A 22,256-nucleotide genomic window follows, 5' to 3' on the forward strand; every position below is an offset into this window, starting at 1 on the left:
TGTGGCAGGGCTCTGTGCAAGCCATTGAAATACTATGACGCTTGAGATTGCCACACCAGCACGTAAGCCATTGAAAAGGCTCAATTTTGGCGCTCCCTGCGGGAATCGAACCCGCCTTTGCAACGTGAGAGGCTGCCGTCCTAACCGATAGACGAAGGGAGCCGCGCCGGAGGCCCGCGTCTATAGCGGGCCTGTTCCGGCGGCGCAAGCCGTCATGGCGTCTTCAGCTTGAGGCGCGAGATGATCTGGTTCTTGCGTATATCGACGATGATGATCTGGTTTGACGTTGTCACCGCCAGCCTGTCACCATCCAGGGCCACCTGAGAAACACTTTCGCCTGCTGGCAGCCCGAGGTTGATCGCCGCTTCCGCTGGCGTAGGGGCTTTCTCGCTGACATGCGAGGCTTTCCACACAATGCCGATGATAAGCGCCAGAACCAGCAGCACGAGGATCACGCCCATGATATAGACGGCCCGCAACAGCATGCGCGCGCCGGGCGGAAGTCCGGCCGTCTGAGGGTTATCTGTCTCCGTCATGTCCGCCTCACCTTCCCGAACCCTTGAAGCCACCGCCAGCGCGGGCGAACGGCTAGACCGCTTTCTCGCCCAGGCTTTTCCCGAAATCAGCCGTTCCCGCTTTCAGAGCCTTATTGCGGAAGGCCTTGTGCGTGTCGAGGGCCGCGTCGCAACCGAGGGCCGCCTGAAACTGAAAGGCGGAGCGGCCGTCTCCGTCATGATCCCGGAAGCCACCCCGGCAGACCCTCAAGCCGAAAACATTCCGCTCGCCATCGTTTACGAGGATGCCGACCTGATCGTGCTCGATAAGCCCGCGGGTTTGGTCGTCCACCCCGGTGCCGGCAATGAAACCGGCACGCTGGTCAACGCTCTGATCGCCCATTGCGGTGAGAGCCTTTCCGGCATCGGCGGCGTCAAGCGGCCAGGCATCGTTCACCGGCTCGATAAGGACACCAGCGGCCTTCTGGTGGTGGCCAAGAATGACGCCGCCCATAAGGGGCTTTCGGAGCAATTTGCGGCCCACGGACGGGATGGCAGGCTTGAGCGCGCCTATCTCGCCGTGGTCTGGGGTTCGCCAGAACGGAACCAGGGCACCATTTCAGCCGCAATCGACCGCAGTTCCGCCAACCGGCAGAAAATGGCCGTGTCTCGCTCTGCCCTCGCGCGGGAAGCGGTAACCCATTATGAGGTGCTTGAGCGGTTTGGCGATCCTCCAGTTGCCAGTTTGGTCAGGTGCGAGTTGGAAACCGGGCGCACCCACCAGATCCGCGTGCACATGGCGCATATCGGCCATCCCCTGCTGGGCGACGGAACCTATGGCGGCGGCTTCAAGACTGGACTGCACAAATTGCCAAAGCTGGCGCAGGAGGCGCTTAAATCATTGAACCGGCAGGCTCTTCATGCTGCGGTGCTGGGATTTGAACATCCCCGGACGGATAAGCCCTTGCATTTTGAAAGTGCCCCCCCAGATGATCTGAGCCAGCTCATTTCGGCTTTGGCATCCCCCTCACGCGGTCGTGATTATCTGTAACCGAACCAGTGTCTTATTTTCGGCGTTATCCCCACATATATAGGTGCCCTAGGACAGGGAGAGGATAAGACATGGCAAAAACCACATCGCTTCCCGCGCTTGCTTCGGGTGAAGGCGGGCTGAATCGTTATCTGCAGGAAATCCGGCAATTCCCGATGTTGCAGCCGGAAGAAGAATTCATGTTGGGCAAACGCTGGAAAGAGCACGGCGACGCCGAAGCCGCGCACAAGCTCATCACCAGCCATTTGCGCCTCGTGGCGAAGATCGCCATGGGCTACCGCGGCTATGGCCTTCCCATTGGCGAAGTCATTTCCGAAGGCAACGTCGGCCTGATGCAGGCAGTCAAGAAATTCGAGCCGGACAAAGGGTTTCGAACTCGCGACCTATGCCATGTGGTGGATCAAGGCCTCCATTCAGGAGTTTGTTCTTCGCTCATGGTCGCTTGTGAAAATGGGCACCACCGCCAACCAGAAGAAGCTGTTCTTCAACCTGCGCAAGGTGAAGAGCCAGATTCAGGCGCTGGAGGACGGCGATCTCAGGCCCGATCAGGTGAAGACCATCGCCCATCGCCTCGGCGTTACCGAGGAAGACGTGGTGTCGATGAACCGCCGCCTGTCGGGCGATACGTCACTCAATGCCCATGTCCGCGAGGATGGTGAAGGCGAATGGCAGGATTGGCTTGTCGATGAAAGCGACAACCAGGAGCAGATGCTGGCCAACAACGAGGAAGCAAGCCTCCGCCACGGTCTTTTGACCGAGGCGCTGGACAAGCTCACCGACCGCGAGCGCCGGGTGTTCGAAGCCCGCAGGCTGCAGGACGATCCCGCGACGCTGGAAGACCTGTCGCAGGAGTTCAGCGTGTCGCGCGAGCGCATCCGGCAGATCGAGGTCAGGGCTTTCGAGAAGGTACAGAAAGCTGTGAAAAACGCGGCTCAGAAGGCTCTGGCGCCGCGCACTGCGCAAATCTCGGCATCACCCGCCCTGTAATCCCCACGTCCCGTACAGGCCTTTCGCGCGGGGCTTCCCCCAGAAAATCTGCACCGCCCAGATATTGCCCTGACGTTCGATGACACCGGTCGATACAAAGAAATAGTCCAGGCTGCGTAAGGTCTTTGCGTGGCCTGGGCTGTTCACCCATTGCTGGAAAAGCCGTTGCCCTTTTGCCTGGTCAGCCGGCCCGCCAAGCGTATCGTGGGCCGCGTTTTCCGCCATTGACGGGTATTTCGTTATATCACCTACAAAGGCCCGCATGCGGCTGTCGAAGTCTTGTCCCGTGCTCGCCCGGTGCCCGATAAAATTATGCAGCATCATGTCGGCGGCATGCGCCCGGGCGGGGATCAGGAAATCCTGTGAGGCTGTAAGCGGCCCCTTCCCTTTCTGGGCGCGATAGCCATTGGCGAGTCCGAACAACTCCGTCTCGAGGTCGGGCCGGTAGCGCGATCCCGCAGGCGGATTGGCCGCCAGTGACTTTGCAAAACTCAGATAAGTACCTGCTTCTGCAAGCCGCGGAACGAGAAATGATGCAGCAGCACAACCTCCGAAATATATGAACCCGCGGCGCGAGTGCCCTTGCGTCATGTCACCTCCTTGATAGTCATCAAAAATCAACCAAACCTAGCGTAATCCAGTCCCGGGACAGGAAGATTTACTCTTATTTCCCTAACGGCGCTTTAAACTTCTGATTTGGGGAAATTTGTGAACAAGGCACGACCGGTGGCCGGCACATTGGAAAAATTCAGGGGGTGGCGCTATCTGCCAGTAGCTGCATTTCTGCTGCTCACCCTCCTGATTGGCGTGGCTGGCGCCGCCTTTGTGCAGAAGGTAACGGGGAAGCTTCTCGAAAATGAAGCCCGTCTCGAAGCCGAACGCTGGGCCGCATACCTCTCGCGCAACATCAGCGATATCTCCGCTGTTGCCAACGGTTCGGCCCCATCGGAACAGACATTGCGCTTTATCGCCCAGGCGCGTGACGCTGGACGGCTCTATTCCTTCCGCATCTATGACAATGCTGGCAATGCCATGCTGCGCTCAGACCCGCGCGACCGCCCGCTCGACCGCGGCCCCGCACGGGATCAGCTCGACACCGCAGTTGCGGATGCGTTGGCATCAGGGGAACCTGAAACATTCGTTCACACTGGCGTTCGGCCCGAAGAACCGGCCTATTACGCGATCAGCATTATCCCGATCACAGCCAATGATGGAAAAGTCACGGGTTGGCTGGCCGCCAATATCGATCAGACCACCCGCGAAGCCCTATTCTTCGACATGGCGCTCCATATTTCACTGGGCGTTGGATGTTTGCTGATGATCGCATCGGGCTTCGGCTTTTGGTACCGCGCCCGTCAGCGTGCTTTTGTTGAGAAGCAGATCGAAACCTTTTCCGCCCACGACCAGCTGACCGGTCTTCCCAATATGTCCAGCATGCTGGATCATATTGAAAAGACTTTTGCAGCCTCCGAAGCCGCCAGAAGCCAGTGCGCCCTGGTCGTTTGTGAAATTGCGGAGCTCAGCGCCAACGGGCGGCTTGATTCCGACAGTGTTGTGCTGAACGCATCCCGGATTTTGCACGTCCTTCAGCCTGCTGAAAGTTATGCCGCCTATCTCGGACAGGGACGCTTTGCCCTGTTCTTGAAAGAGGTGAACGATCCCATGACCGTTCTGAGTCTCCGCACGTGATCTGACGGTGAAAATCGGCGAAGCGCAGCAATCACTGGGCAGCCCTGTCACAGCGCCGGTCTATGCAGGCATCGCCCTGTCGGCGTCCGACGGGCATACGGCCGCCGAACTGCTGCGGAGCGGTGAACTCGCCTTGCAAGCGGCAGAAGAACAGGAAACACCGGGTTACGGGTTCTTCAACCCGGACATTGCCCAAACCGCCCGCCGCCGGAGCGCCGTCCAGCGCGCCCTGACTGAAGCCCTCGCGAATGAAACATTCCGTCTTGATTTCCAGCCCGTCTATGCCATTCGCACGGGAGAACTCAGCGGCTTTGAGGCGTTGCTTCGCCTGCACGATCCGGAGCTCGGAAACATTTCACCAGCCGAATTCATCCCTGTTGCCGAACAGATGGGAATCATCAACCGTATGGGCGGCTGGTGTCTGTCGGAGGCCTGCCGGATTGCCTCGCAATGGCCCGCCCATATCATCGTGGCCGTGAACCTTTCTCCATATCAGTTCTATTCCGGCACCCTCATTGGCGATGTGCGTCAGGCGCTGGAACAGAGCCGCTTTCCCTCATATCGTCTCGAAGTTGAGATCACTGAAGGAACGCTGCTCAAGGATTCCGAGCTCGTCCTTCACCAGCTCCGCGCCCTGCGCGACATGGGCGTGGCAGTGGCACTCGACGACTTCGGTACTGGCTTCTCCAGCCTCAGCTATCTCTGGAAATTCCCGTTCTCGAAATTGAAGATCGACCGGAGCTTCATTTCCGCACTCGATGAAAGCTCAAGCGCGCGCGGAATCCTGCGGTCGATTATCAAGCTCGGCCATGGTCTGGGGCTTTCGGTAACAGCCGAAGGCATCGAGACCACGAAGCAGATGTCGACGCTCCGCGAACTGGGCTGTGATCTGGCGCAGGGCTTCCTCCTGGACCGGCCGGCGCGCGTCACCGATCTGGCCGCCATCATCCTGCGCAATTTCGCCAATGGATTGACACGCCGCCAACCAAAGTCGGCCGTGAGCGCGGCAAAGGATTTGGCGCAAGGCTGACGCCCCATTGCGTTTGACCGGCGTTCGCGTAGCATCGCCTTGAGAGGCGGGCCAGACTTCGGAGGAACCAATGTTTCGAATGCTCTTCAGCGCAGCCGCCTTGGCTGGCGTGGGAATAACTCTGCTTGCTCAGCCCGCTTTGAGCGCCAATCCCGCCTTTTGTGCCCTTTATGCCCAGAAAGCCGTGAAACAGCAGAAGAAAAACATCAATATGGATTGCGGCTTCCATGGTCCGCGCTGGCAGATGAATTATGACGCGCATTTCGCGTGGTGCCTTGGGGTGCCGCCCGCTGTGGCCGATGCGGAAACCCAGGCGCGCGTCAACCAGCTCGCCTCCTGCACGGGCGATTCGGGCGGCGGTGGCCCGCCCGCGCAGCAAACCTTCACAGACCCCAAATACCAGGGCATGCGCCTGGACTGGTGTTTTGTCTGGGGCAACCAGTGTGGCGCCCCGGCAGCCAATGCCTATTGCCAGTATCGTGGGTTCAGCAGCGCTATGTCGTTCGGTGAGGCCCAGGACATCGGCAATTTCACCTCGACCAAGGTGATGGGCACAGGCCAGGTCTGCAACGGGCCCTTCTGCGACGGGTTTACCTTCATTACCTGCCACTGAATTCTCCAGCCCCGTCGGTTTCCGGTGGGGCTGGACTTTTGACCCAATCGGTGCCATATTGCTCGAGAAATATACAAAGTGGCACAAAATGAAAAGTGATATCAAATTGCCTGTCGCACCAGAACAGGAGTATGCGGGCTTCGCCGAACAGTCCGCGCAACCCTTGGACGCAGTCGAACGGCTGGACGGCATACTGCAGGATGCCTTGCAACATGCGCTGAACGGTGCCCCTGTCGAGATGAAGCCGGCCCAGTTTAAGGTGCTCCAGCAATTCTACAGTGTGGCCGAACTCAACGATCTCATCATTCCCAAGCGCACGCTGGCGCGCCGCACGGCGGGAAAGAAAAATCTCACCGTCGATGAATCCGACAAGGCGCTGCGTGTGGCGCGCATCACGGTGGAAGCCGAGCGGGTTTTCGGAAATCCCGAAAAATCCGGCCGCTGGCTGAGGCGGCCCACCACGGCGCTGGCCGGACGCGCACCCATCGAACTGCTGAAAACGGAAACCGGCGCGAAGGCGGTTGAAGAACTGCTGGCCCAGATCGATCACGGCATCTTCGCCTGACATCTGCCCATGAAGCTCTGGCGCATCTCGAACCATGCCGATCTCAGCGGCGAGGGCGGCAGGCGCGCCGCAGGCCGCTGGCATAGCCGCGGGCGGCCCATCATCTATGCGGCGGAACACCCCACCGGCGCGCTTGTCGAAATTCTCGTGCATCTCGACCGCGACCTGCTGCCCGATCAATGCCAGCTCATCACCATTGAGGCACCCGAAACGATCAGCATACAGACGATCTCTGAGGATCTGCTTCGCCCGGGCTGGAGCAGCGATGAGGCTTTCACACGCAGGCTTGGCGATGCATGGCTGGCGGCGCGCTCAAGCCTGCTGCTACGCGTGCCATCCGTCATCCTGCCTGAGGCCTGGAATATGCTGATCAACCCGGTTCACCCGGAAATCAGCCAGCTCGCGATCGCCAACCAGCAATCCTTCCCGCTGGATCGCCGCCTGACAGGCGTCAATCCTCGAACGGATCCCGCATGAGAATTGTATCGTCACGCTCGGGCGATGTGGAAAGCAAAGCCACCGGGCATTCGATCAGCTCTTCGAGATACTTTACATATTTGATAGCCTGCGCGGGAAGCTGTGCCCAGGAGCGCGCGCCCGCCGTCGTATCGTCCCAGCCCTCGAAGCTTTCATAAATGGGAACGACGCGCTTCTGCGCCTCTTCCGCCGCCGGAAAGCGGTCCATGCGCTTGCCGTCGAGCATATAGCCAACGCCCACCTTGATTTCCTTGAGCCCATCCAGCACGTCGAGCTTGGTCAGTGCGATGCCGTGGATGCCGGAAGTCTTGATGGCTTGCCGCACCAGCACCGCGTCAAACCAGCCGCAGCGCCGCTTGCGGCCTGTGACGGTGCCGAACTCCCGTCCGCGCTGGCCGATATATTCGCCCACCTCATTGTCCTGTTCAGTGGGAAACGGACCAGAACCCACGCGCGTCGTATAGGCCTTGGCAATTCCCAGCACATAGCCGATCGAGGAAGGCCCAAGTCCCGAGCCAGAGGCCGCCTGTCCCGCCACCGTGTTGGATGACGTCACATAGGGATAGGTGCCATGGTCGATATCAAGCAATATCCCCTGTGCGCCCTCAAACAGGATGCGCTTGCCCTCGCGCTTCATGTCGTCCAGTAGCGACCACACGGCATCGGAATAGAGCAGCACCTTGGGCGCCACTTCGGCAAGCTGTTCAAGCAGATCGCTGGCTTTCACTTCCGGCTGTGCAAGGCCGCGCCGCAGCGCATTGTGATGCGCCAGCAGCCGCTCGATCTTGGGGCCAAGCGTTGAGATGTCATTCAGATCGTTCACGCGGATGGAGCGGCGGCCTACCTTGTCTTCATAGGCAGGGCCAATGCCGCGCCCCGTGGTGCCGATCTTGTTCGATCCCGCGGCCGCCTCGCGCAACTGGTCAAGCTCGCGGTGCAGCGGCAGAATCAGCGTGGCATTGCCGGCGATGCGCAGGTTTTCGCGCGAAATGGTCACGCCCTGTGATGACAGCTTGTCGATCTCGGCAATCAGCGCCCAAGGATCGATCACCACGCCATTGCCGATCACCGACAGCTTGCCCGGCCTGACAATGCCCGATGGCAGAAGCGAAAGCTTGTAGGTGACGCCGTCGATCACCAGCGTGTGGCCGGCATTGTGTCCGCCCTGGAAGCGCACCACCACATCGGCGCGCTCCGACAGCCAGTCCACCAGCTTGCCCTTGCCTTCGTCGCCCCACTGGGCGCCGACCACTGCCACATTCGCCATCGCCGATCCCTCTCGAACAGGAAAACGGCTCCGGAGCCGCAAAGCCCCGAAGCCGTTGGCAGTCCATACACGGTTCGATCCGGCGCTGCAAACGCAGCGTGGAATTAGTTCACAAGCGGCGACATGGTGGCCTCCTTGGGCCACGTCACCTTGAAGCCGTGCTTCACGGTGTCCTCGCCCGTGGGCGGCAGGGCGATGTTCCAGGCAAGAACGCCACGCTTCTTTTCGAAATCTGTTTCGCTGGCGGGCGTCATGCCCGGGAGAATGTCCACGGTCACCTTTTCATCCGTCGAGAACGGCATCTGGTCGAGGATCGTCACCGGCACGGCGAAGTCATGGAGATTCTTGACCGTGATGTCATAGGCCCGCGTTTCAACGTTGGAGGTGGTGAGGAACCCCTCCTCCCCAGCCAGGCGCTTCACCTCGGCGCGCTTCACCTTGATCAGGTCATCCACGCCGAAACCGAGTTTCGTGTCTTCGCCCGGCGCCAGCAGCGGCAACACGCCCTGCCCCATGAACACGCCATCGCGATAAAGCATCACCTGCCCCGGCAGCAATGGCGTATCGCCGCCAAGCGTGAAACTGGCGGTGAGATAGGCGGATGGATCGAGCTTCGGCACGGCTTTGGCAGAAAGCGCAGCGTCCAGGGTGACCTTGCCGATCTGCACCGCCTTGGCCGTGCCGGTGTTATCAACCGTCACCGCACCGGGAATGGCATAGAGCGCCTGAAAACCTGCCATCCCGGCAATCGCTTGCTGTTCGGGCGCCGGGGCATCGGCTTCCCCGCCGCTCTCAGAAAGCGAGGGTGGAGACGCCACGGGGGCCGCTGATTTTTTGGCCAGCATGCCGGCCACGTCGCGGGCTGCCGTGCTGCTTTCGGCATCGCCGCCGCCATAGGCAATGATCGCATATGGGTTGAGATCGGGAGCGGTGGTGGCTCCCAGCGGCCGTGCGGTCGAGAGAGTGAGCTTCACCCCGTCCCAGCTTTCGGTTGTCGACTGCATCACCTCGGCGCGCTGCACCAGATCGATCCGCGCCTTGCCATCCATGGCTGGCGATGTAAGGCGGGCGTCATAGACAGGCTGCCACCGTGCATTGGCGATCCGGTATTTGAGATGGAACGAGCCGGAGGCAGTGGCAGAAGACGCCAGGTGCACGCTTACCCGAAAACGCTGCTCGTCGCGCGGCGCCATCTGGTCAAGCTGGGCCTGAACATCGGCGATCTGCTTGTCGATCGACCGCTGGCGGATTTTTGACTCAAACGTCAACTTTGACACGTCCTGCAGCTTGCCTCCCACAAGGTCGACGAGATTTGTGAGGTCCTGTGGGTTGAAGGGCCGCGCATCGGCGGGCTTCGACGGCGGGGCGAAGGCATTGCCGGCCAATTGTTGCAGCAGCGTCCTCTGATATTCAGCGTCGGTAATGACTTGATCCAGCCGGCCGCGCTCATCACGAAGCGCCTCGATCTTATCTTCAACGGCCTTGCGGTCCGCCTCTGTCGCGGTCGAAGGCACGGCCACGAGCTTCGAATCGACCGAGCCGATCTCGATCCCCGCGCCGCCTACGCCCTCGACCCGCAAGGTGGCCGGATCGAGTTCGCCGGGCAACCCATCGAAAATCAGCGTCGTTTCTCCAGCCGAAAGGGTGGCATCTGCTACCCGTTCAACCTCCGCGCCGAACGGATAGATAGTCACGGCATCGATATGGGAATTGGCGGCGATATCCCCGGCAAAAGCGGGATTGATGGCGGTGGCTGCCAGCAGCACCACGGCGAGACGCAAACGCATGGATGGTTCCTCCGGTTATGCCCCCCGGCCCCACCCAATAGAGAAACCGTGTCACGGCAAATTCAGGGCCGAACTGCGCCGAAACTATTGACCGGGCGCGCCCGCAATGCTTGCCTCCGCCCTCAACCAGAAAGAGGTCTCCCCATGAACCTGCGCGCCGCCCTTGCCTGCCTGCTTCTCGCCTCATCGAGCCCGCTCGCCTTGGCCGCAGAGGCAACCCCCGATGGCGCGAAACATCTGACGGATGTGTTCCAGTCTTATCTCGGCAAAACGCCCGGCGTGGTGTCGGTAATGCCATCAGGCGACGCTTACGCGGTGAAATTGGATGTCGGCCCGCTGATCTCGAAAATTCCGCAGAAAGACGGAAAGATCGAAATTTCTCCGATGAACATGAAGCTGACCGATCAGGGCGGTGGGAAGTGGCTGGTGGAACAGGACCAGCCGTTCAACTTCAATATGGATGTTCCCGGCGCCTTTCAACTCGCCGTGAAGGCGGAAAAAATGAAAGGCTCGGGCATCTATGATGAGGCCTTGCAGGCTTTCATATCCTCGACATCCGATACCTCCGGCTTGACGATGCAGCAAACGGTCACCGAGCCGGGAAAGCCGCCGGGCCATGTTGCCTATGAGATCAAGACACTTCACGCCGAAGCCACATCTGTGGCGGGTGCTGCGGGGGTTGACGTCGATTCAAAATACACCGCGAGCGGCATCACCGAAACGATCAGTATCCCGCCGCAGGAAGGCATGCCGCCTGCTGATGTCAAGATCACAGCTGACAGTGCAACTCAGGTGACGGCAGGCAAGGGCCTGTTGACCAAGCCGATGCTGGACTTGCTTGCCTGGGCCGTAGCGCATCCTGATCCCGAGGCAATGAAAGCAAATCAGGCCGAATTGAAACCGCTCCTAACGGCAGCGATGCCCATCTTCACCTCACTGACGGGCAATGCCACGGTCAGCAATGTGAATGTGGCAACCCCAATCGGCCCGGTGTCCTTCGCCGAAATCAAAGCGGACGTTGACATGAACGGCATCGTTGCCGAGGGCCTGCTGCGCGAGAAGCTGAGTTTCTCGGGCCTGCAGCTCCCCCCCGGTATCGTGCCGCCCTTTGCAACCTCCATCACGCCGAAATCCTTTACGATCGATGCAAAGGTCACGGACTTCAATCTCGAAGCGCCCGCGCGCATGATTATCGACAAGATGGACCTCACGAAAGACAAGCCGCTCTCACCCGATCTTCAGCAGCCGCTTCTGCAAGCGCTTCTGCCCAAGGGCACAGTGACAGTAACCCTCGGCCCCAGCGACATCACCAGCGATGCCGCCGTGCTTTCGGCGGATGGCAGCATGACCGCTGGTCCCATGTCACCGCCAATGGGTTCTGCTTTGGTCAAGCTGAAGGGCTTTGACGCTTTGATGCAGGCCATTCAATCGGCACCCCCCGAGATGGGGCTTCAGCAAGGAGTCGCCATGCTGATCGCCGCCAAGGGCATGGCAAAGCCAGAGGGAGATTTGCTGACCTGGAAAATCGAGTCCAAGCTGCCTGCGGGCGTCACGATCAACGGCATTGACCCTTCAAAAATGTAGACGAAGGCACTGGTGAGTACACATCGGGCGGAAAACGGGCCGTAGGGCGAAGCACGTCTTGATGCTTCCACCAGATATGCGCCATTTATCAACCCTGTGCACAGCCTCCCAAAATAAGCGTTGGAAATCAGCCGCCGCTCCGCTAGATACGGGGGCAGAGATTTCCTTCCACCCTTTGCGATGGCGCCGGGGCGCCGGGCTTGCCGTGATGGCAGAAAGCCCATTTCAGGCCCGGCGCAGTTCAGGGTCGGCTTGGCCCTTTGGGTTCAGGCCGGTGGTGGAAGATGGCGATCGGAACCAACGGGTAATTGATTGAAACGGCTCACGGCTTGAGTCCCTTCGTGCAACCGCAGACCAGTCTGCGGCGCCTTTGGCACGCGCTCCGGCAGCCCCTTCAGATGGACAGCATATGAGACCCAACCAGCACAACAACAACAAGCGCAACCGCAACCGCCACCGGAGCGGCGGCGGCGGCGGCGGCAATAATAACAACAACGGCAATCCGCTGACGAGGGTCTATGACAGCAACGGCCCGGACGTAAAGGTGCGCGGCACCGCCCAGACGGTGGCCGACAAATATCTCCAGCTTGGCCGCGATGCCCAGTCCTCGGGCGACAGCGTGATGGCGGAGAGCTATTTCCAGTATGCCGAGCATTATCTCAGGATCGTCGCGGCGGCGCAGGCCTATCAGCAGCAGATGCAGCCGCAGCAGTATCGCCGCCCCGACGACATGGACGACGAGGAGGGCGACGGCCAGCCGGTGCAGGAGGGCCAGGCAGAGGCGCGGGGGCCTGAGCAGCCGCAGCCCGATGGCGAGCAGCCCTATGAGGGCGAGCCCAGGCAGCAGAATTTCCGCCCGCGCGAGGACCGCTACCAGCGCAACGACACCTATAACCGCAATGACCGCAACGGCGAGCAGCAGGGCGAGCGGAGCTACAACAGCAACCGCGACAGGAACCGCAACCGCTGGCAGGACCGCCGCGGCGAGCAGCAGAATTTCCAGGACGACAATCGCGGCAACCAGGCCCAGCCGCGGATGGACGAGCAGCCGCGCGAGCAGGCCCCGGCCCCGGTGGCGCAGCGCGACGAGCAGCCCGACACCCAGTGGGAGGCCCCGTCCTTCCTCCGCCGCCCCGCGCCCTTGCCGGTCGCTGAAGCCGCACCCGTTGCGGAAGCCGTGAGCGAAGCCCCGGCCGAGGAAAAGAAGCCCCGCCGCACCCGCAAGGAAAAAGCTCCGGCCGAGACACCCGCACCCGAGACGGCGGCGGATTGATTCTTTCTCGTCTTCGCCCAGCGTCAGCGGGGAGAAGAAGGGGACCCATCGCGTAAGCGATGGGGGAGATGAGGGGCACCCGGGCGTTGTGAGAACATCCGTTGGCCCCTCTCCTATCCCATCGCGTTGCGATAGGCCCCTTTCCTCTCCCCGATAAATCGGGGCGAGGACTCCGCCTTGTGTTCCCTTCTCCGCATTCCCATATCCTTTTCAACGCGAGGCCTTGGCCGGTCCGGATGCCTTTGAGGGTCCAGGAGGAACGGGTAAGGTCAATCAGGCGTTGAGAGGCGTTTTGGGAAGGCCCGCATGGGATTCCGAAAGCGCGCAGGAGGAGTAAATACATGGATCTCGAGAAATATACCGAGCGGTCGCGCGGCTTTATCCAGTCCGCCCAGTCCCTCGCCCTTCGTGAAGGGCATCAGCGTTTCACCCCCGAACATCTGTTGAAGGTTTTGCTCGACGACGAGGAGGGCCTCGCCGCTGGCTTGATCAAGGCGGCAGGCGGCGATTCGCGCGTGGCGCTGAGGGATGTCGAGGCGGCGCTCAAGAAATTGCCGAAAGTGTCGGGCGGCGGTGCCGGGCAGGTGTACCTGTCGCCGGAATTGGCCCGCGTCTTCGAGGCGGCCGAGAAGATGGCCGAGAAGACCAAGGACAGCTATGTGACCGCCGAGCGCCTGTTGCAGGCGCTGGCCATCGAACCTTCGGAAGCCGCAAAGGCGCTGAAGGCGGGGGGTGTTACGGCGCAGGGGCTGAACGAGGCGATCAATGCCATCCGCAAGGGCCGCACCGCCGATACGGCGTCGGCCGAGCAGGGCTATGACGCACTGAAGAAATATGCCCGCGACCTGACGGAAGCGGCGCGCGAGGGCAAGCTCGATCCGGTGATCGGCCGCGACGAGGAAATCCGCCGCACCATCCAGGTGCTGTCGCGGCGTACCAAGAACAATCCGGTGCTGATCGGCGAACCGGGCGTGGGCAAGACGGCCATTGCCGAAGGCCTGGCGCTGCGCATCGTCAAGGGCGACGTGCCCGAGAGCCTGAAGGACAAGAAGCTTCTGGCCCTCGATATGGGCGCGCTGATCGCCGGTGCGAAATATCGCGGCGAGTTCGAGGAGCGCCTGAAGGCGGTGCTCTCGGAAGTGACGAGTGCCGAGGGCGGCGTCATCCTGTTCATCGACGAGATGCACACGCTGATCGGCGCCGGCAAGGCCGATGGCGCCATGGACGCCTCCAACCTGCTGAAGCCCGCCTTGGCGCGCGGCGAACTGCACTGCGTGGGCGCAACGACCCTTGATGAATACAGGAAGCATGTGGAGAAGGACGCGGCGCTGGCGCGGCGCTTCCAGCCCATCTTCGTGCCCGAGCCCACGGTTGAGGATTCGATCTCGATCCTGCGCGGCATCAAGGAGAAGTATGAGCTTCACCATGGCGTGAGGATCACCGATTCGGCGCTCGTCGCCGCGGCGGTGCTCTCCAACCGCTATATCTCCGACCGCTTCCTGCCCGACAAGGCCATCGACCTGATGGACGAGGCGGCCTCGCGCCTGCGCATGCAGGTCGATTCGAAGCCCGAGGAGCTCGACGAACTGGACCGCCGCGTGATGCAGCTCCAGATCGAGCGCGAGGCGCTGAAGAAGGAAACCGATAGCGCGTCCAAGGACCGCCTCGGCAAGCTTGAGAAAGAGCTGGCCGACGTGGAGGAGAAATCCGCAACGCTTACGAGGCGCTGGCAGGATGAGAAGGAAAAGCTCGCATCCGCCTCCAAGGTGAAGGAGGAATTGGAGAAGGCGAAGCTGCAGCTCGACCAGGCGCAGCGGAAGGGCGATTTCGCCAAGGCCGGTGAACTCACCTATTCCACCATCCCGGGGCTTGAGAAGAGGCTCAAGGAGGCGGAGGAGGCCGGCAACTCGCGCATGCTCGAGGAGGCGGTGACCGATTCGCACGTGGCCCAGGTCGTCTCGCGCTGGACCGGCATTCCCGTCGACAAGATGCTGGAAGGCGAGCGCGAGAAACTTCTCCAGATGGAGAAGGAACTGGCGAAGCGCGTCGTCGGCCAGTCGCCCGCCGTGCTGGCCGTTTCAACCGCCGTGCGCCGTGCGCGCGCGGGCCTTCAGGACCCGAACCGGCCCATCGGCTCGTTCATGTTCTTAGGGCCGACGGGCGTCGGCAAGACCGAACTAACCAAGGCGCTGGCGAGCTATCTCTTCGATGACGAGCACGCCATGGTTCGCCTCGACATGTCGGAATATATGGAGAAGCACTCCGTCTCGCGGCTGATCGGCGCCCCTCCGGGCTATGTCGGCTATGATGAGGGCGGTGCGCTGACCGAAGCCGTGCGGCGCAGACCCTATCAGGTCGTGCTGTTCGACGAGATCGAGAAGGCGCACCCCGATGTCTTCAACGTGCTTTTGCAGGTGCTGGATGACGGCCGCCTGACCGATGGCCAGGGCCGCACCGTGGACTTCAAGAACACGCTGATCATCATGACGTCGAACTTAGGCTCCGAATATCTCGTGAACCTCGGCGAGACGCAGGATGTGGACGAGGTCGAGGATGAGGTGATGAAGGTGGTGCGCGGGCATTTCCGCCCCGAGTTCCTGAACCGCCTCGACGAGATCGTGCTGTTCCACAGGCTCAAGCGCGCCAACATGGGCTCGATCGTCGACATCCAGCTGGGACGCCTCAGGAAGCTCTTGGCCGACCGCAAGATCGAGATCAGCGTCTCCGACGCGGCGCGCAACTGGCTGGCCGAGAAGGGCTATGATCCCGCCTATGGCGCGAGGCCCTTGAAGCGCGTGATCCAGAAGAACGTGCAGGATCCGCTGGCCGAGGAAATCCTCGCCGGCCGCATCAAGGACGGCGAGACTGTGGAGATCGACACCAAGGGCGGCGTGCTGACCTTCAATGGCCTGGCGGTGGGCGGCGAACCCGTTGACCCCAAGGTGGTGAGCCTGCACTAAGTAAAATTACACCGGAATGGAAAGGCGGTGGCTGCAGGGCCGCCGCCTTTTTTCATGCGATGGCGGCCACAGAGCCGCCTGCCTTGAGATAGGCGCGCGACAGGATCACCGCCGTCGTCACCACCTGATAGGCGTTGATGAGGCCGGCGAGAAACATGCCAATCAAGAAAATGAAATTAAAACGCCCATCAGCGCAAAAAAATTCGCCTTTGCCATCTGACAGAAGCGCGCCCGTATAAGCAATGATGAAAATCAACACCGAGAGCAATCCAAAGCAAAGCAGCAGGCGGGGCGCGGCGTAACCGAAAATCTGTTTGCCGCGTCCGGAGGCGGCGGCCATTGAGGGATTATCGCCCGCGACGATGGCCGGAAACATGGTGCCCCATTTGGCGAAGGCGAAGACCGATCCGGCGAGAAGGCCAATGCCGCCGCATCCGTAGGCCACATATTCCGGTGCGCCAAACATCAGGGCGATAATGAAAAAGGGGGCCGCGATCAGAATCGATAACAAGCTCATGCCGAAGGCGCGCCAGAGAAACGGACTCATGATGTTGCCGGTTCCTGACGAGCGTTTGCCCAGCACTTCCATCGCCTGCTTGCCACTGATGTTGCGCAAGACCGTGAGATGGGCGGGGATGGCGAGATAGACGGCGGCGAACAATTGCGCCACGCCCGAGCCGCTGCTGCCCTTCCAGAGTTCCGACAGCAGCGCGAAGCCGGTGATGACCAGCGCATAGACGAGCGCCATCCAGCCATTGGCCTTGATCACCTCAAGAACTCTCTTCCCAGATACCGGATTGCTGCTCCGTGCCGTCCATCGCCGCGCTCCTGATGATCGGCGATCTTAGCGTGGGAGCGATGGTCGCGCCAGACGGATTGGAACGAGCCCTTCGCGCGTCCTGCCGTGAACCGGGCCGCCGCCTGAAATGCTTCTGCTTCAGAACTTCAGCGGCTTCGCCTGTTTCACATGGGTGAGGCCGCGCACCTTTTCGAGCACGTTGTCCGGCAGCGGCTCGTCAAGCTGCACGATGCAGATCGCCTCATCGCCTTGCGCCTTGCGGCCCATGTTGAAGGTAGCGATGTTGATGCCGGAATTGCCCAGCAGCATGCCCAGCGAACCCACAAAGCCCGGCTTGTCGAGATTGGTCACATAGAGCATGTCGTGGCCGAAATCGGCTTCGAAATCGATGCCCTTGATCTGGATGATGCGCGGCTTGCCATCCGAGAAGGTGGTGCCGGCCACTGAACGCTCCAACCCCTCGGCTTTCACAGTCAGGCGGATATAGGTCTCGTAAGCACCGCGCTGGCTCTGCCGCACCTCATCCACCTTGATGCCGCGCTCTTTCGCGACAACTGGCGCCGACACCATGTTGACGGTGCCAAGCATCGGCTGCAGCACGCCCGATAACGCGGCGGAGGTAAGCGCGCGGGTGTTCATCTCGCCCACCTCGCCCGCATATTCGATCACCACGCCCTTGATCGGCGTATCGGTGAGCTGGCCTGCGAAGGACCCCAGCTTCTCCGCCAGCGCCACGAAAGGCTTGAGGCGCGGCGCTTCATCCGCAGTGATGGACGGCATGTTGAGCGCATTCGAGACAGCGCCGGTCAAGAGATAGTCCGACATTTGCTCCGCCACCTGCAGCGCCACGTTCTCCTGCGCCTCACCGGTTGACGCGCCGAGATGCGGCGTGGCGACGACATTCTCAAGCTCGAACAGCTTGTGGCTGGTCGCCGGCTCCACTTCGAACACATCAAGCGCCGCACCGGCAACGTGCCCGGATTTCAGCGCATCATAAAGTGCATCCTCGGCCACAAGCCCGCCGCGCGCGCAATTGATGATGCGAACACCTTTCCGGCATTTTGCCAGCGCCGCCGCGTCGATGATGCCGCGCGTCTTGTCGGTCAGCGGCGTATGCAGCGTGATGAAATCGGAGCGGCGGAAAATCTCGTCCAGTTCAACTTTTTCCACGCCAATCTCGATGGCACGCTCGGGCGAAAGGAAGGGATCGAAGGCGATCACCTTCATTTTAAGGCCGAGCCCGCGGTCCGCCACGATGGAGCCGATGTTCCCGCAGCCGATCACGCCCAGCGTCTTGTTGAACAGTTCCACACCCATGAAGCGGTTTTTCTCCCACTTGCCCGCATGGGTGGAGGCGTTGGCTTCGGGGATTTGCCGCGCTAGCGCCATCATCATCGAGATCGCATGTTCGGCAGTTGTAATGGCGTTGCCGAAAGGCGTGTTCATCACCACGATGCCGCGCGCCGTGGAGGCGGGAATATCCACATTGTCGACGCCGATTCCGGCGCGGCCGATCACTTTCAGTTTCGATGCGGCAGCGATGATCTTCGGCGTCACCTTGCTGGCCGAGCGGATCGCCAGGCCATCATAGTTCGGGATGGCGGCCAGCAGCGCATCCTTGTCCTTGCCGAGATCGGGCTGGTAATCGACGTCCACGCCACGGTCGCGGAAAATCTGTACGGCGGTTTCGGAGAGCTTGTCGGAAACGAGTACGCGGGGAGCCATCATGGGCCTCCTTGAAAGAAATGATCAGACGGCGGATGAATCAGGCTGCGGCCTGGGCATGAGCCCAGTCCAGCCATGGCAGCAGCGCCTTCACGTCGGAAGTCTCGACGGTGGCGCCGCACCAGATCCGAAGCCCCGGCGGCGCATCGCGATAAGCGCCGATATCCAGAGCCACGCCCTCCGCCTCCAGCAGCTTCACCATTTTCTTGGAGACGGCTTCATCGGCATCGAGCGTCAGGCATACCGATGTATTAGACTGCGTCGCCGGAACCTTGGCCAGATTGTGCGCCCATGGCGTTTTCTTGACCCACGCTTCAATCGCCGCCGCATTGGCATCGGCCCGCGCGCGCAGCGCGGAGAGACCGCCCAGCTTCTGCGCCCATTCCAGCGCCAGGATATAATCCTCGACGCACAACATGGAGGGCGTGTTGATCGTCTCGCCCTCGAAAATACCAGCACTCAGCTTGCCGCCGCTGGTCATGCGGAAAATTTTCGGCAGCGGCCAGGCCGGAGCGTAGCTTTCCAGCCGTGCAACCGCGCGGGGGCCCAGCACGATCACGCCATGCGCGCCCTCGCCGCCCAACACCTTCTGCCAGGAGAAGGTCACGACATCGAGCTTTGCGAAATCGAGATTTTGCGCGAAGGCGGCGGACGTGGCATCGCAAATCGTCAGGCCCTCGCGCTCCGCCGGGATCCAGCTTGCATCCGGTACGCGCACGCCCGAGGTCGTGCCATTCCACGTGAAGACTACATCGCGGGTGAAATCGATCTGCGTGAGATCGGGCAATTCGCCATAAGGCGCCTTGATCGTGCGCGTATCCTTGAGCTTGAGCTGCTTGATGACGTCAGTCACCCAGCCTTCGCCAAAGCTTTCCCACGCAACCATATCCACGCCGCGCTGGCCGAGCATCGACCATAGCGCCATTTCAACCGCGCCCGTATCCGAAGCGGGCACGATGCCGATCAGGTGAGTGGCGGGCACCTCAAGCACCTCGCGCGTCAGCGTGATGGCCTTCTTCAGCCGCGCCTTGCCGGGGCCGGACCGATGCGAGCGGCCAACCAGTGCGCCAATGAGGAGTTCAGGGGACCAGCCCGGAAATTTCGCGCAGGGGCCGGAAGAGAATTGCGGATTGACCGGCCGCAATGCCGGTTTTTCAGTCGTCATCTTGTGCTCCATCCTTGCAGATGGACTGGCCCTCGGTGGGGAGGGCTAGCCCGGCGACGCATATGCCGCAATCCGGAGGAAAGAGCAACTTACAAAATGAAGCGGCGGCGGATCACTCTGCCGCCACTCCTCACACACCGAGAACTCTCGATCGAGTCTCAGAACTTGAACTGTACGCCAGCCAGGATGGAATGATCCATCGGATCGGCGCCCTTCGCCATCACTTCACGGAAGCGGTAGCCAACGTCGAGCGCGACATTCTGCGTCAGATCCACCGTCGTGCCGGCCATGAGAGCATAGGTGAAGCCGTTTTTATCGCGTCCGTTCTTCACATTGCCCCAGCCATAACCCGCGCCAGCGCCCAGGTAGGGCGTAAAGACAGTGCCGGTGGGAATGTCGAAATACATGTTCCCCAACACCGTTGTCAGGCTCATGTCCGAGCCCGGCGCGATGGAATACTTGCCGGAATAATCAACGCGCAAATCGGTGCGCAGATTGTCATTGAAACGATAGCCGGCGCCGCCGCCAATCGCCCAGTTGCTATCGTCTTTTCCGCCATTCCAGTTCAGGAAGCTCCAGCCCGCGTCGGCGCGCAGATAGAAGCCCAGGGCCGCATATTCATCAGCCGTCACCGGCGGCGTGGCATCGGCGGCCTGCGCCACACTGCCTGCGATCATCGCGAACGCCCCAGCCAGAAGAGAGAGTTTCAACGCTTTCATACTTACCTCCACACAAGCTCATCCCTGAGTCTGAACTTAGGAGGGCCAAATGGCCCAACACAGGCATGAATGCGGCAAACCCGTGACGGTTCCCGCATGTTGCTGCAATGCCACAGCGTTTTGCGCCAAAACGGGATGACGGATTGACGGCGCGCAAACCATGCCGATAGTGACAAACCGGCAATGTTCCGTGGAGAACACATGAAGCGTTCAATCGCATTCCTCGCACTGTTTTTTATCTCATCGTCCGCGGAAGCTGCGGAGTGCGCGTTGGGGAAGATCGAAACGGCACTCAAGGCTCCCCTTGAGGGCTTGCGGAAACTTGACCGTGACGCCTCCGAGGCGCAGTCAACCGAAGGCGGAACATGGACCATCTATCGCGAGAAGGATGGGCGCGTGAACACCATCATCCGCATTGATGGCGGCGAAGGGGGCCGGGTGGATACGCGGCTCAGCATCGTCAACCGTGAAACCTATGGCATCGCCCGCATGCAGACGGATTATATCCGCCATGTCTATGGTGAAGGCCCCTTCGCCAATATTCGTCAGGCTACGGATTATTACTTCTTCTGCGGCGGCAAGCTCTACATGGCCGACCCGCAATGGAGCGTGGTCGATCCGGACGCCTATCCCAAGGCGGCGGCGGAAGCCCGCGCCATCTTCCTCGGCAGCAAGGATATCGCCGAGTTCACCAAGGGTCTCGCGCGCTGATCAGGCGGCAGCCTTGGCGATCACCCCGCAGAGATCATCGACGATCCGCCGTACCAGCCCCTCATCATCGCCTTCCGCCATCACGCGGATCAAGGGCTCGGTGCCCGAGGGGCGGATGACGAGGCGGCCTGAATTGCCCAGCATGGCCTCCGCATCGGCAACGGCGGACTTCACCTGAGGTTCTTCCAGCGGCTTGCCCTGCTTGAATTTCACGTTCTTCAGGACTTGCGGCAGCGGCACGAACTGCCGGCACACCTCGCTTACCGGCTTCCCCTGACGCTTCACTTCCGCCAACACCTGAAACGCCGCCAGCAGCCCATCGCCCGTGGTCGAAAAATCCGAAAGAACGATATGGCCGGATTGTTCGCCGCCCACATTGAAGCCATGCGCGCGCATGTGCTCCACCACATAGCGGTCACCCACCTTGGTGCGCGTGAGCGTCAGCTTCTTTTCCGCAAGATGGCGCTCAAGGCCAAGGTTGGACATGACGGTGGCCACAAGCCCGCCGCCCTTCAACTCACCGCGCGCCGCCCAGGATGTGGCGATCAGCGCCATCACCTGGTCGCCATCGATGACATTGCCGCGCTCGTCGACGATGATCACCCGGTCGGCATCACCATCAAGTGCGATGCCGATGTCGGCCCGTGTTTCGCGCACCTTCTCGCGCATCGCGTCGGGTGCGGTCGAGCCGCACTTCTCATTGATGTTGAGGCCATCCGGCGTATTTCCGATCTGGATGATCTCGGCTCCAAGTTCCCAAAGAGCGGTCGGCGCAACCTTGTAAGCCGCGCCATTCGCGGTATCGATTACCACGCGCAGGCCTTCGAGCCTCAAGTCACGCGGGAATGCGTGCTTGGCGAATTCGATGTAGCGGGCCTGCGCATCTTCAATCCGTTTGGCCCGGCCGATTTCGGCAGGCGCCGCCACTTCAAGAAGCGAAGGATTGTCCAGCAGCCGCTCGATCTCGCTTTCCTGATCGTCCGAAAGCTTGTAGCCATCCGGCCCAAAAATCTTGATGCCATTGTCCGCGAAGGGATTGTGCGAGGCGGAAATCATCACCCCCAGATCGGCCCGCATGGAGCGGGTCAGCATGGCCACCGCCGGTGTCGGCACCGGCCCAAACAGAAACACGTCCATGCCGGCCGAGAGCAGCCCCGCCGTCAGCGCCTGCTCGATCATATAGCCGGAAAGCCGGGTGTCCTTGCCGATCACCACGCGGTGCCGGTGCGCGCCGCGCCGGTAGAGATTTCCCGCCGCCTGCCCGATCTTCAGCACCATGTCGGCTGTCATGGCCCCGGTATTCGCCGTGCCGCGTACGCCATCGGTGCCGAAATACTTGCGAGACATCGTCTTCTCCCGG

19 protein-coding genes, 1 tRNA gene and 1 pseudogene are annotated in these 22,256 nt (G+C 61.2%); 11 read left to right on the top strand and 10 right to left on the bottom strand.

What is annotated here, in order from left to right; translation table 11 throughout:
- Positions 1-87 precede the first annotated feature (87 nt).
- Both QM694_RS08865 and QM694_RS08870 read right to left on the bottom strand, forming a co-directional pair.
- A tRNA-Glu gene (locus QM694_RS08865) sits at positions 88-162 on the bottom strand.
- 50 nt (positions 163-212) lie between these two features.
- Positions 213-536, bottom strand: coding sequence for a DUF6476 family protein (locus QM694_RS08870; RefSeq protein ID WP_415006576.1), 324 nt, complete (start codon positions 534-536; stop codon positions 213-215).
- Between QM694_RS08870 and QM694_RS08875 the strand changes: the two genes are divergently transcribed.
- Both QM694_RS08875 and rpoH read left to right on the top strand, forming a co-directional pair.
- Entirely contained in the window at positions 535-1,545 is a 1,011-nt protein-coding gene (locus QM694_RS08875) for an RluA family pseudouridine synthase (protein WP_415006577.1), read from the top strand. The two genes, QM694_RS08870 and QM694_RS08875, sit on opposite strands and share 2 nt — an antisense overlap.
- A 71-nt stretch (positions 1,546-1,616) precedes the next feature.
- Positions 1,617-2,532: pseudogene (gene rpoH, locus QM694_RS08880) on the top strand (RNA polymerase sigma factor RpoH).
- On the opposite strand, the gene QM694_RS08885 reads toward rpoH, so the two are convergent.
- A complete protein-coding gene (locus tag QM694_RS08885; RefSeq protein WP_415006578.1) occupies positions 2,518-3,123 on the bottom strand; it encodes a CAP domain-containing protein in 606 nt (201 codons plus the stop codon). The pseudogene rpoH and the gene QM694_RS08885 sit on opposite strands and share 15 nt — an antisense overlap.
- Positions 3,124-3,240: 117 nt before the next feature.
- On the opposite strand from QM694_RS08885, the gene QM694_RS08890 reads away from it, so the two are divergent.
- The 5 genes from QM694_RS08890 (at position 3,241) to QM694_RS08910 (ending at position 6,906) form a co-directional block, all read left to right on the top strand.
- Positions 3,241-4,221 (top strand): PAS domain-containing protein, encoded by a 981-nt coding sequence (locus QM694_RS08890; protein WP_415006579.1) that lies wholly within the window; start codon positions 3,241-3,243, stop codon positions 4,219-4,221.
- Between the two features lie 7 nt (positions 4,222-4,228).
- Entirely contained in the window at positions 4,229-5,251 is a 1,023-nt protein-coding gene (locus tag QM694_RS08895; RefSeq protein ID WP_415006580.1) for a putative bifunctional diguanylate cyclase/phosphodiesterase, read from the top strand.
- 79 nt (positions 5,252-5,330) lie between these two features.
- A complete protein-coding gene (locus QM694_RS08900) occupies positions 5,331-5,864 on the top strand; it encodes a hypothetical protein (RefSeq protein ID WP_415006581.1) in 534 nt (177 codons plus the stop codon).
- Positions 5,865-5,952: 88 nt separating this feature from the next.
- Positions 5,953-6,429 (top strand): antitoxin Xre/MbcA/ParS toxin-binding domain-containing protein, encoded by a 477-nt coding sequence (locus QM694_RS08905; protein WP_415006582.1) that lies wholly within the window; start codon positions 5,953-5,955, stop codon positions 6,427-6,429.
- 9 nt (positions 6,430-6,438) lie between these two features.
- The gene (locus QM694_RS08910) at positions 6,439-6,906 is read left to right on the top strand and encodes an RES family NAD+ phosphorylase (protein ID WP_415006583.1); all 468 of its coding nucleotides are present in this window, start codon (positions 6,439-6,441) and stop codon (positions 6,904-6,906) included.
- Here QM694_RS08910 and QM694_RS08915 read toward each other — a convergent pair.
- A complete protein-coding gene (locus QM694_RS08915) occupies positions 6,881-8,173 on the bottom strand; it encodes an adenylosuccinate synthase (protein WP_415006584.1) in 1,293 nt (430 codons plus the stop codon). The genes QM694_RS08910 and QM694_RS08915 overlap by 26 nt on opposite strands.
- Before the next feature lie 104 nt (positions 8,174-8,277).
- A complete protein-coding gene (locus QM694_RS08920) occupies positions 8,278-9,960 on the bottom strand; it encodes a mucoidy inhibitor MuiA family protein (RefSeq protein ID WP_415006585.1) in 1,683 nt (560 codons plus the stop codon).
- A 144-nt stretch (positions 9,961-10,104) separates the two neighbouring features.
- Between QM694_RS08920 and QM694_RS08925 the strand changes: the two genes are divergently transcribed.
- The 3 genes from QM694_RS08925 (at position 10,105) to clpB (ending at position 15,777) form a co-directional block, all read left to right on the top strand.
- Positions 10,105-11,544 carry a hypothetical protein gene (locus QM694_RS08925; protein ID WP_415006586.1) on the top strand — a complete coding sequence of 480 codons (1,440 nt, stop codon included), beginning with the start codon at positions 10,105-10,107 and terminating at the stop codon, positions 11,542-11,544.
- A gap of 409 nt (positions 11,545-11,953) precedes the next feature.
- Positions 11,954-12,817 carry a DUF4167 domain-containing protein gene (locus QM694_RS08930; protein ID WP_415006587.1) on the top strand — a complete coding sequence of 288 codons (864 nt, stop codon included), beginning with the start codon at positions 11,954-11,956 and terminating at the stop codon, positions 12,815-12,817.
- 341 nt (positions 12,818-13,158) lie between these two features.
- Positions 13,159-15,777 (top strand): ATP-dependent chaperone ClpB, encoded by a 2,619-nt coding sequence (gene clpB / locus QM694_RS08935; protein ID WP_415006588.1) that lies wholly within the window; start codon positions 13,159-13,161, stop codon positions 15,775-15,777.
- Positions 15,778-15,829: 52 nt separating this feature from the next.
- Here clpB and QM694_RS08940 read toward each other — a convergent pair whose 3' ends face one another.
- The 4 genes from QM694_RS08940 to QM694_RS08955 all read right to left on the bottom strand — a co-directional run bounded on the left by QM694_RS08940 (position 15,830) and on the right by QM694_RS08955 (position 20,185).
- Positions 15,830-16,546 carry a hypothetical protein gene (locus QM694_RS08940; RefSeq protein ID WP_415006589.1) on the bottom strand — a complete coding sequence of 239 codons (717 nt, stop codon included), beginning with the start codon at positions 16,544-16,546 and terminating at the stop codon, positions 15,830-15,832.
- A 168-nt stretch (positions 16,547-16,714) separates the two neighbouring features.
- Positions 16,715-18,301, bottom strand: a complete 1,587-nt coding sequence (gene serA / locus QM694_RS08945; protein WP_415008597.1) for a phosphoglycerate dehydrogenase — start codon at positions 18,299-18,301, stop codon at positions 16,715-16,717.
- Positions 18,302-18,341: 40 nt separating this feature from the next.
- Complete coding sequence (locus tag QM694_RS08950) at positions 18,342-19,466, bottom strand: phosphoserine transaminase (protein WP_415006590.1); 1,125 nt, start codon at positions 19,464-19,466, stop codon at positions 18,342-18,344.
- A 158-nt stretch (positions 19,467-19,624) separates the two neighbouring features.
- On the bottom strand, positions 19,625-20,185 hold the full coding sequence (locus tag QM694_RS08955) for a porin family protein (RefSeq protein WP_415006591.1): 561 nt from the start codon (positions 20,183-20,185) through the stop codon (positions 19,625-19,627).
- 201 nt (positions 20,186-20,386) lie between these two features.
- Between QM694_RS08955 and QM694_RS08960 the strand changes: the two genes are divergently transcribed.
- A complete protein-coding gene (locus QM694_RS08960) occupies positions 20,387-20,896 on the top strand; it encodes a hypothetical protein (protein ID WP_415006592.1) in 510 nt (169 codons plus the stop codon).
- On the opposite strand, the gene glmM is transcribed toward QM694_RS08960, so the two are convergent.
- Positions 20,897-22,243 carry a phosphoglucosamine mutase gene (glmM, locus tag QM694_RS08965; protein WP_415006593.1) on the bottom strand — a complete coding sequence of 449 codons (1,347 nt, stop codon included), beginning with the start codon at positions 22,241-22,243 and terminating at the stop codon, positions 20,897-20,899.
- Positions 22,244-22,256: the final 13 nt, after the last annotated feature.

This window comes from Aestuariivirga sp., assembly GCF_047602625.1.
Lineage (GTDB): Bacteria > Pseudomonadota > Alphaproteobacteria > Rhizobiales > Aestuariivirgaceae > Aestuariivirga.

Coding starts and splice junctions, on each gene's coding strand:
- QM694_RS08875 (WP_415006577.1), top strand. CDS start 535: ATGTCCGCCTCACCTTCCCGAACCCTTGAAGCCACCGCCAGCGCGGGC.
- QM694_RS08870 (WP_415006576.1), bottom strand. CDS start 536: ATGACGGAGACAGATAACCCTCAGACGGCCGGACTTCCGCCCGGCGCG.
- QM694_RS08885 (WP_415006578.1), bottom strand. CDS start 3,123: ATGACGCAAGGGCACTCGCGCCGCGGGTTCATATATTTCGGAGGTTGT.
- QM694_RS08900 (WP_415006581.1), top strand. CDS start 5,331: ATGCTCTTCAGCGCAGCCGCCTTGGCTGGCGTGGGAATAACTCTGCTT.
- QM694_RS08905 (WP_415006582.1), top strand. CDS start 5,953: ATGAAAAGTGATATCAAATTGCCTGTCGCACCAGAACAGGAGTATGCG.
- QM694_RS08910 (WP_415006583.1), top strand. CDS start 6,439: ATGAAGCTCTGGCGCATCTCGAACCATGCCGATCTCAGCGGCGAGGGC.
- QM694_RS08915 (WP_415006584.1), bottom strand. CDS start 8,173: ATGGCGAATGTGGCAGTGGTCGGCGCCCAGTGGGGCGACGAAGGCAAG.
- QM694_RS08920 (WP_415006585.1), bottom strand. CDS start 9,960: ATGCGTTTGCGTCTCGCCGTGGTGCTGCTGGCAGCCACCGCCATCAAT.
- QM694_RS08925 (WP_415006586.1), top strand. CDS start 10,105: ATGAACCTGCGCGCCGCCCTTGCCTGCCTGCTTCTCGCCTCATCGAGC.
- QM694_RS08930 (WP_415006587.1), top strand. CDS start 11,954: ATGAGACCCAACCAGCACAACAACAACAAGCGCAACCGCAACCGCCAC.
- clpB (WP_415006588.1), top strand. CDS start 13,159: ATGGATCTCGAGAAATATACCGAGCGGTCGCGCGGCTTTATCCAGTCC.
- serA (WP_415008597.1), bottom strand. CDS start 18,301: ATGGCTCCCCGCGTACTCGTTTCCGACAAGCTCTCCGAAACCGCCGTA.
- QM694_RS08950 (WP_415006590.1), bottom strand. CDS start 19,466: ATGACGACTGAAAAACCGGCATTGCGGCCGGTCAATCCGCAATTCTCT.
- QM694_RS08955 (WP_415006591.1), bottom strand. CDS start 20,185: ATGAAAGCGTTGAAACTCTCTCTTCTGGCTGGGGCGTTCGCGATGATC.
- QM694_RS08960 (WP_415006592.1), top strand. CDS start 20,387: ATGAAGCGTTCAATCGCATTCCTCGCACTGTTTTTTATCTCATCGTCC.
- glmM (WP_415006593.1), bottom strand. CDS start 22,243: ATGTCTCGCAAGTATTTCGGCACCGATGGCGTACGCGGCACGGCGAAT.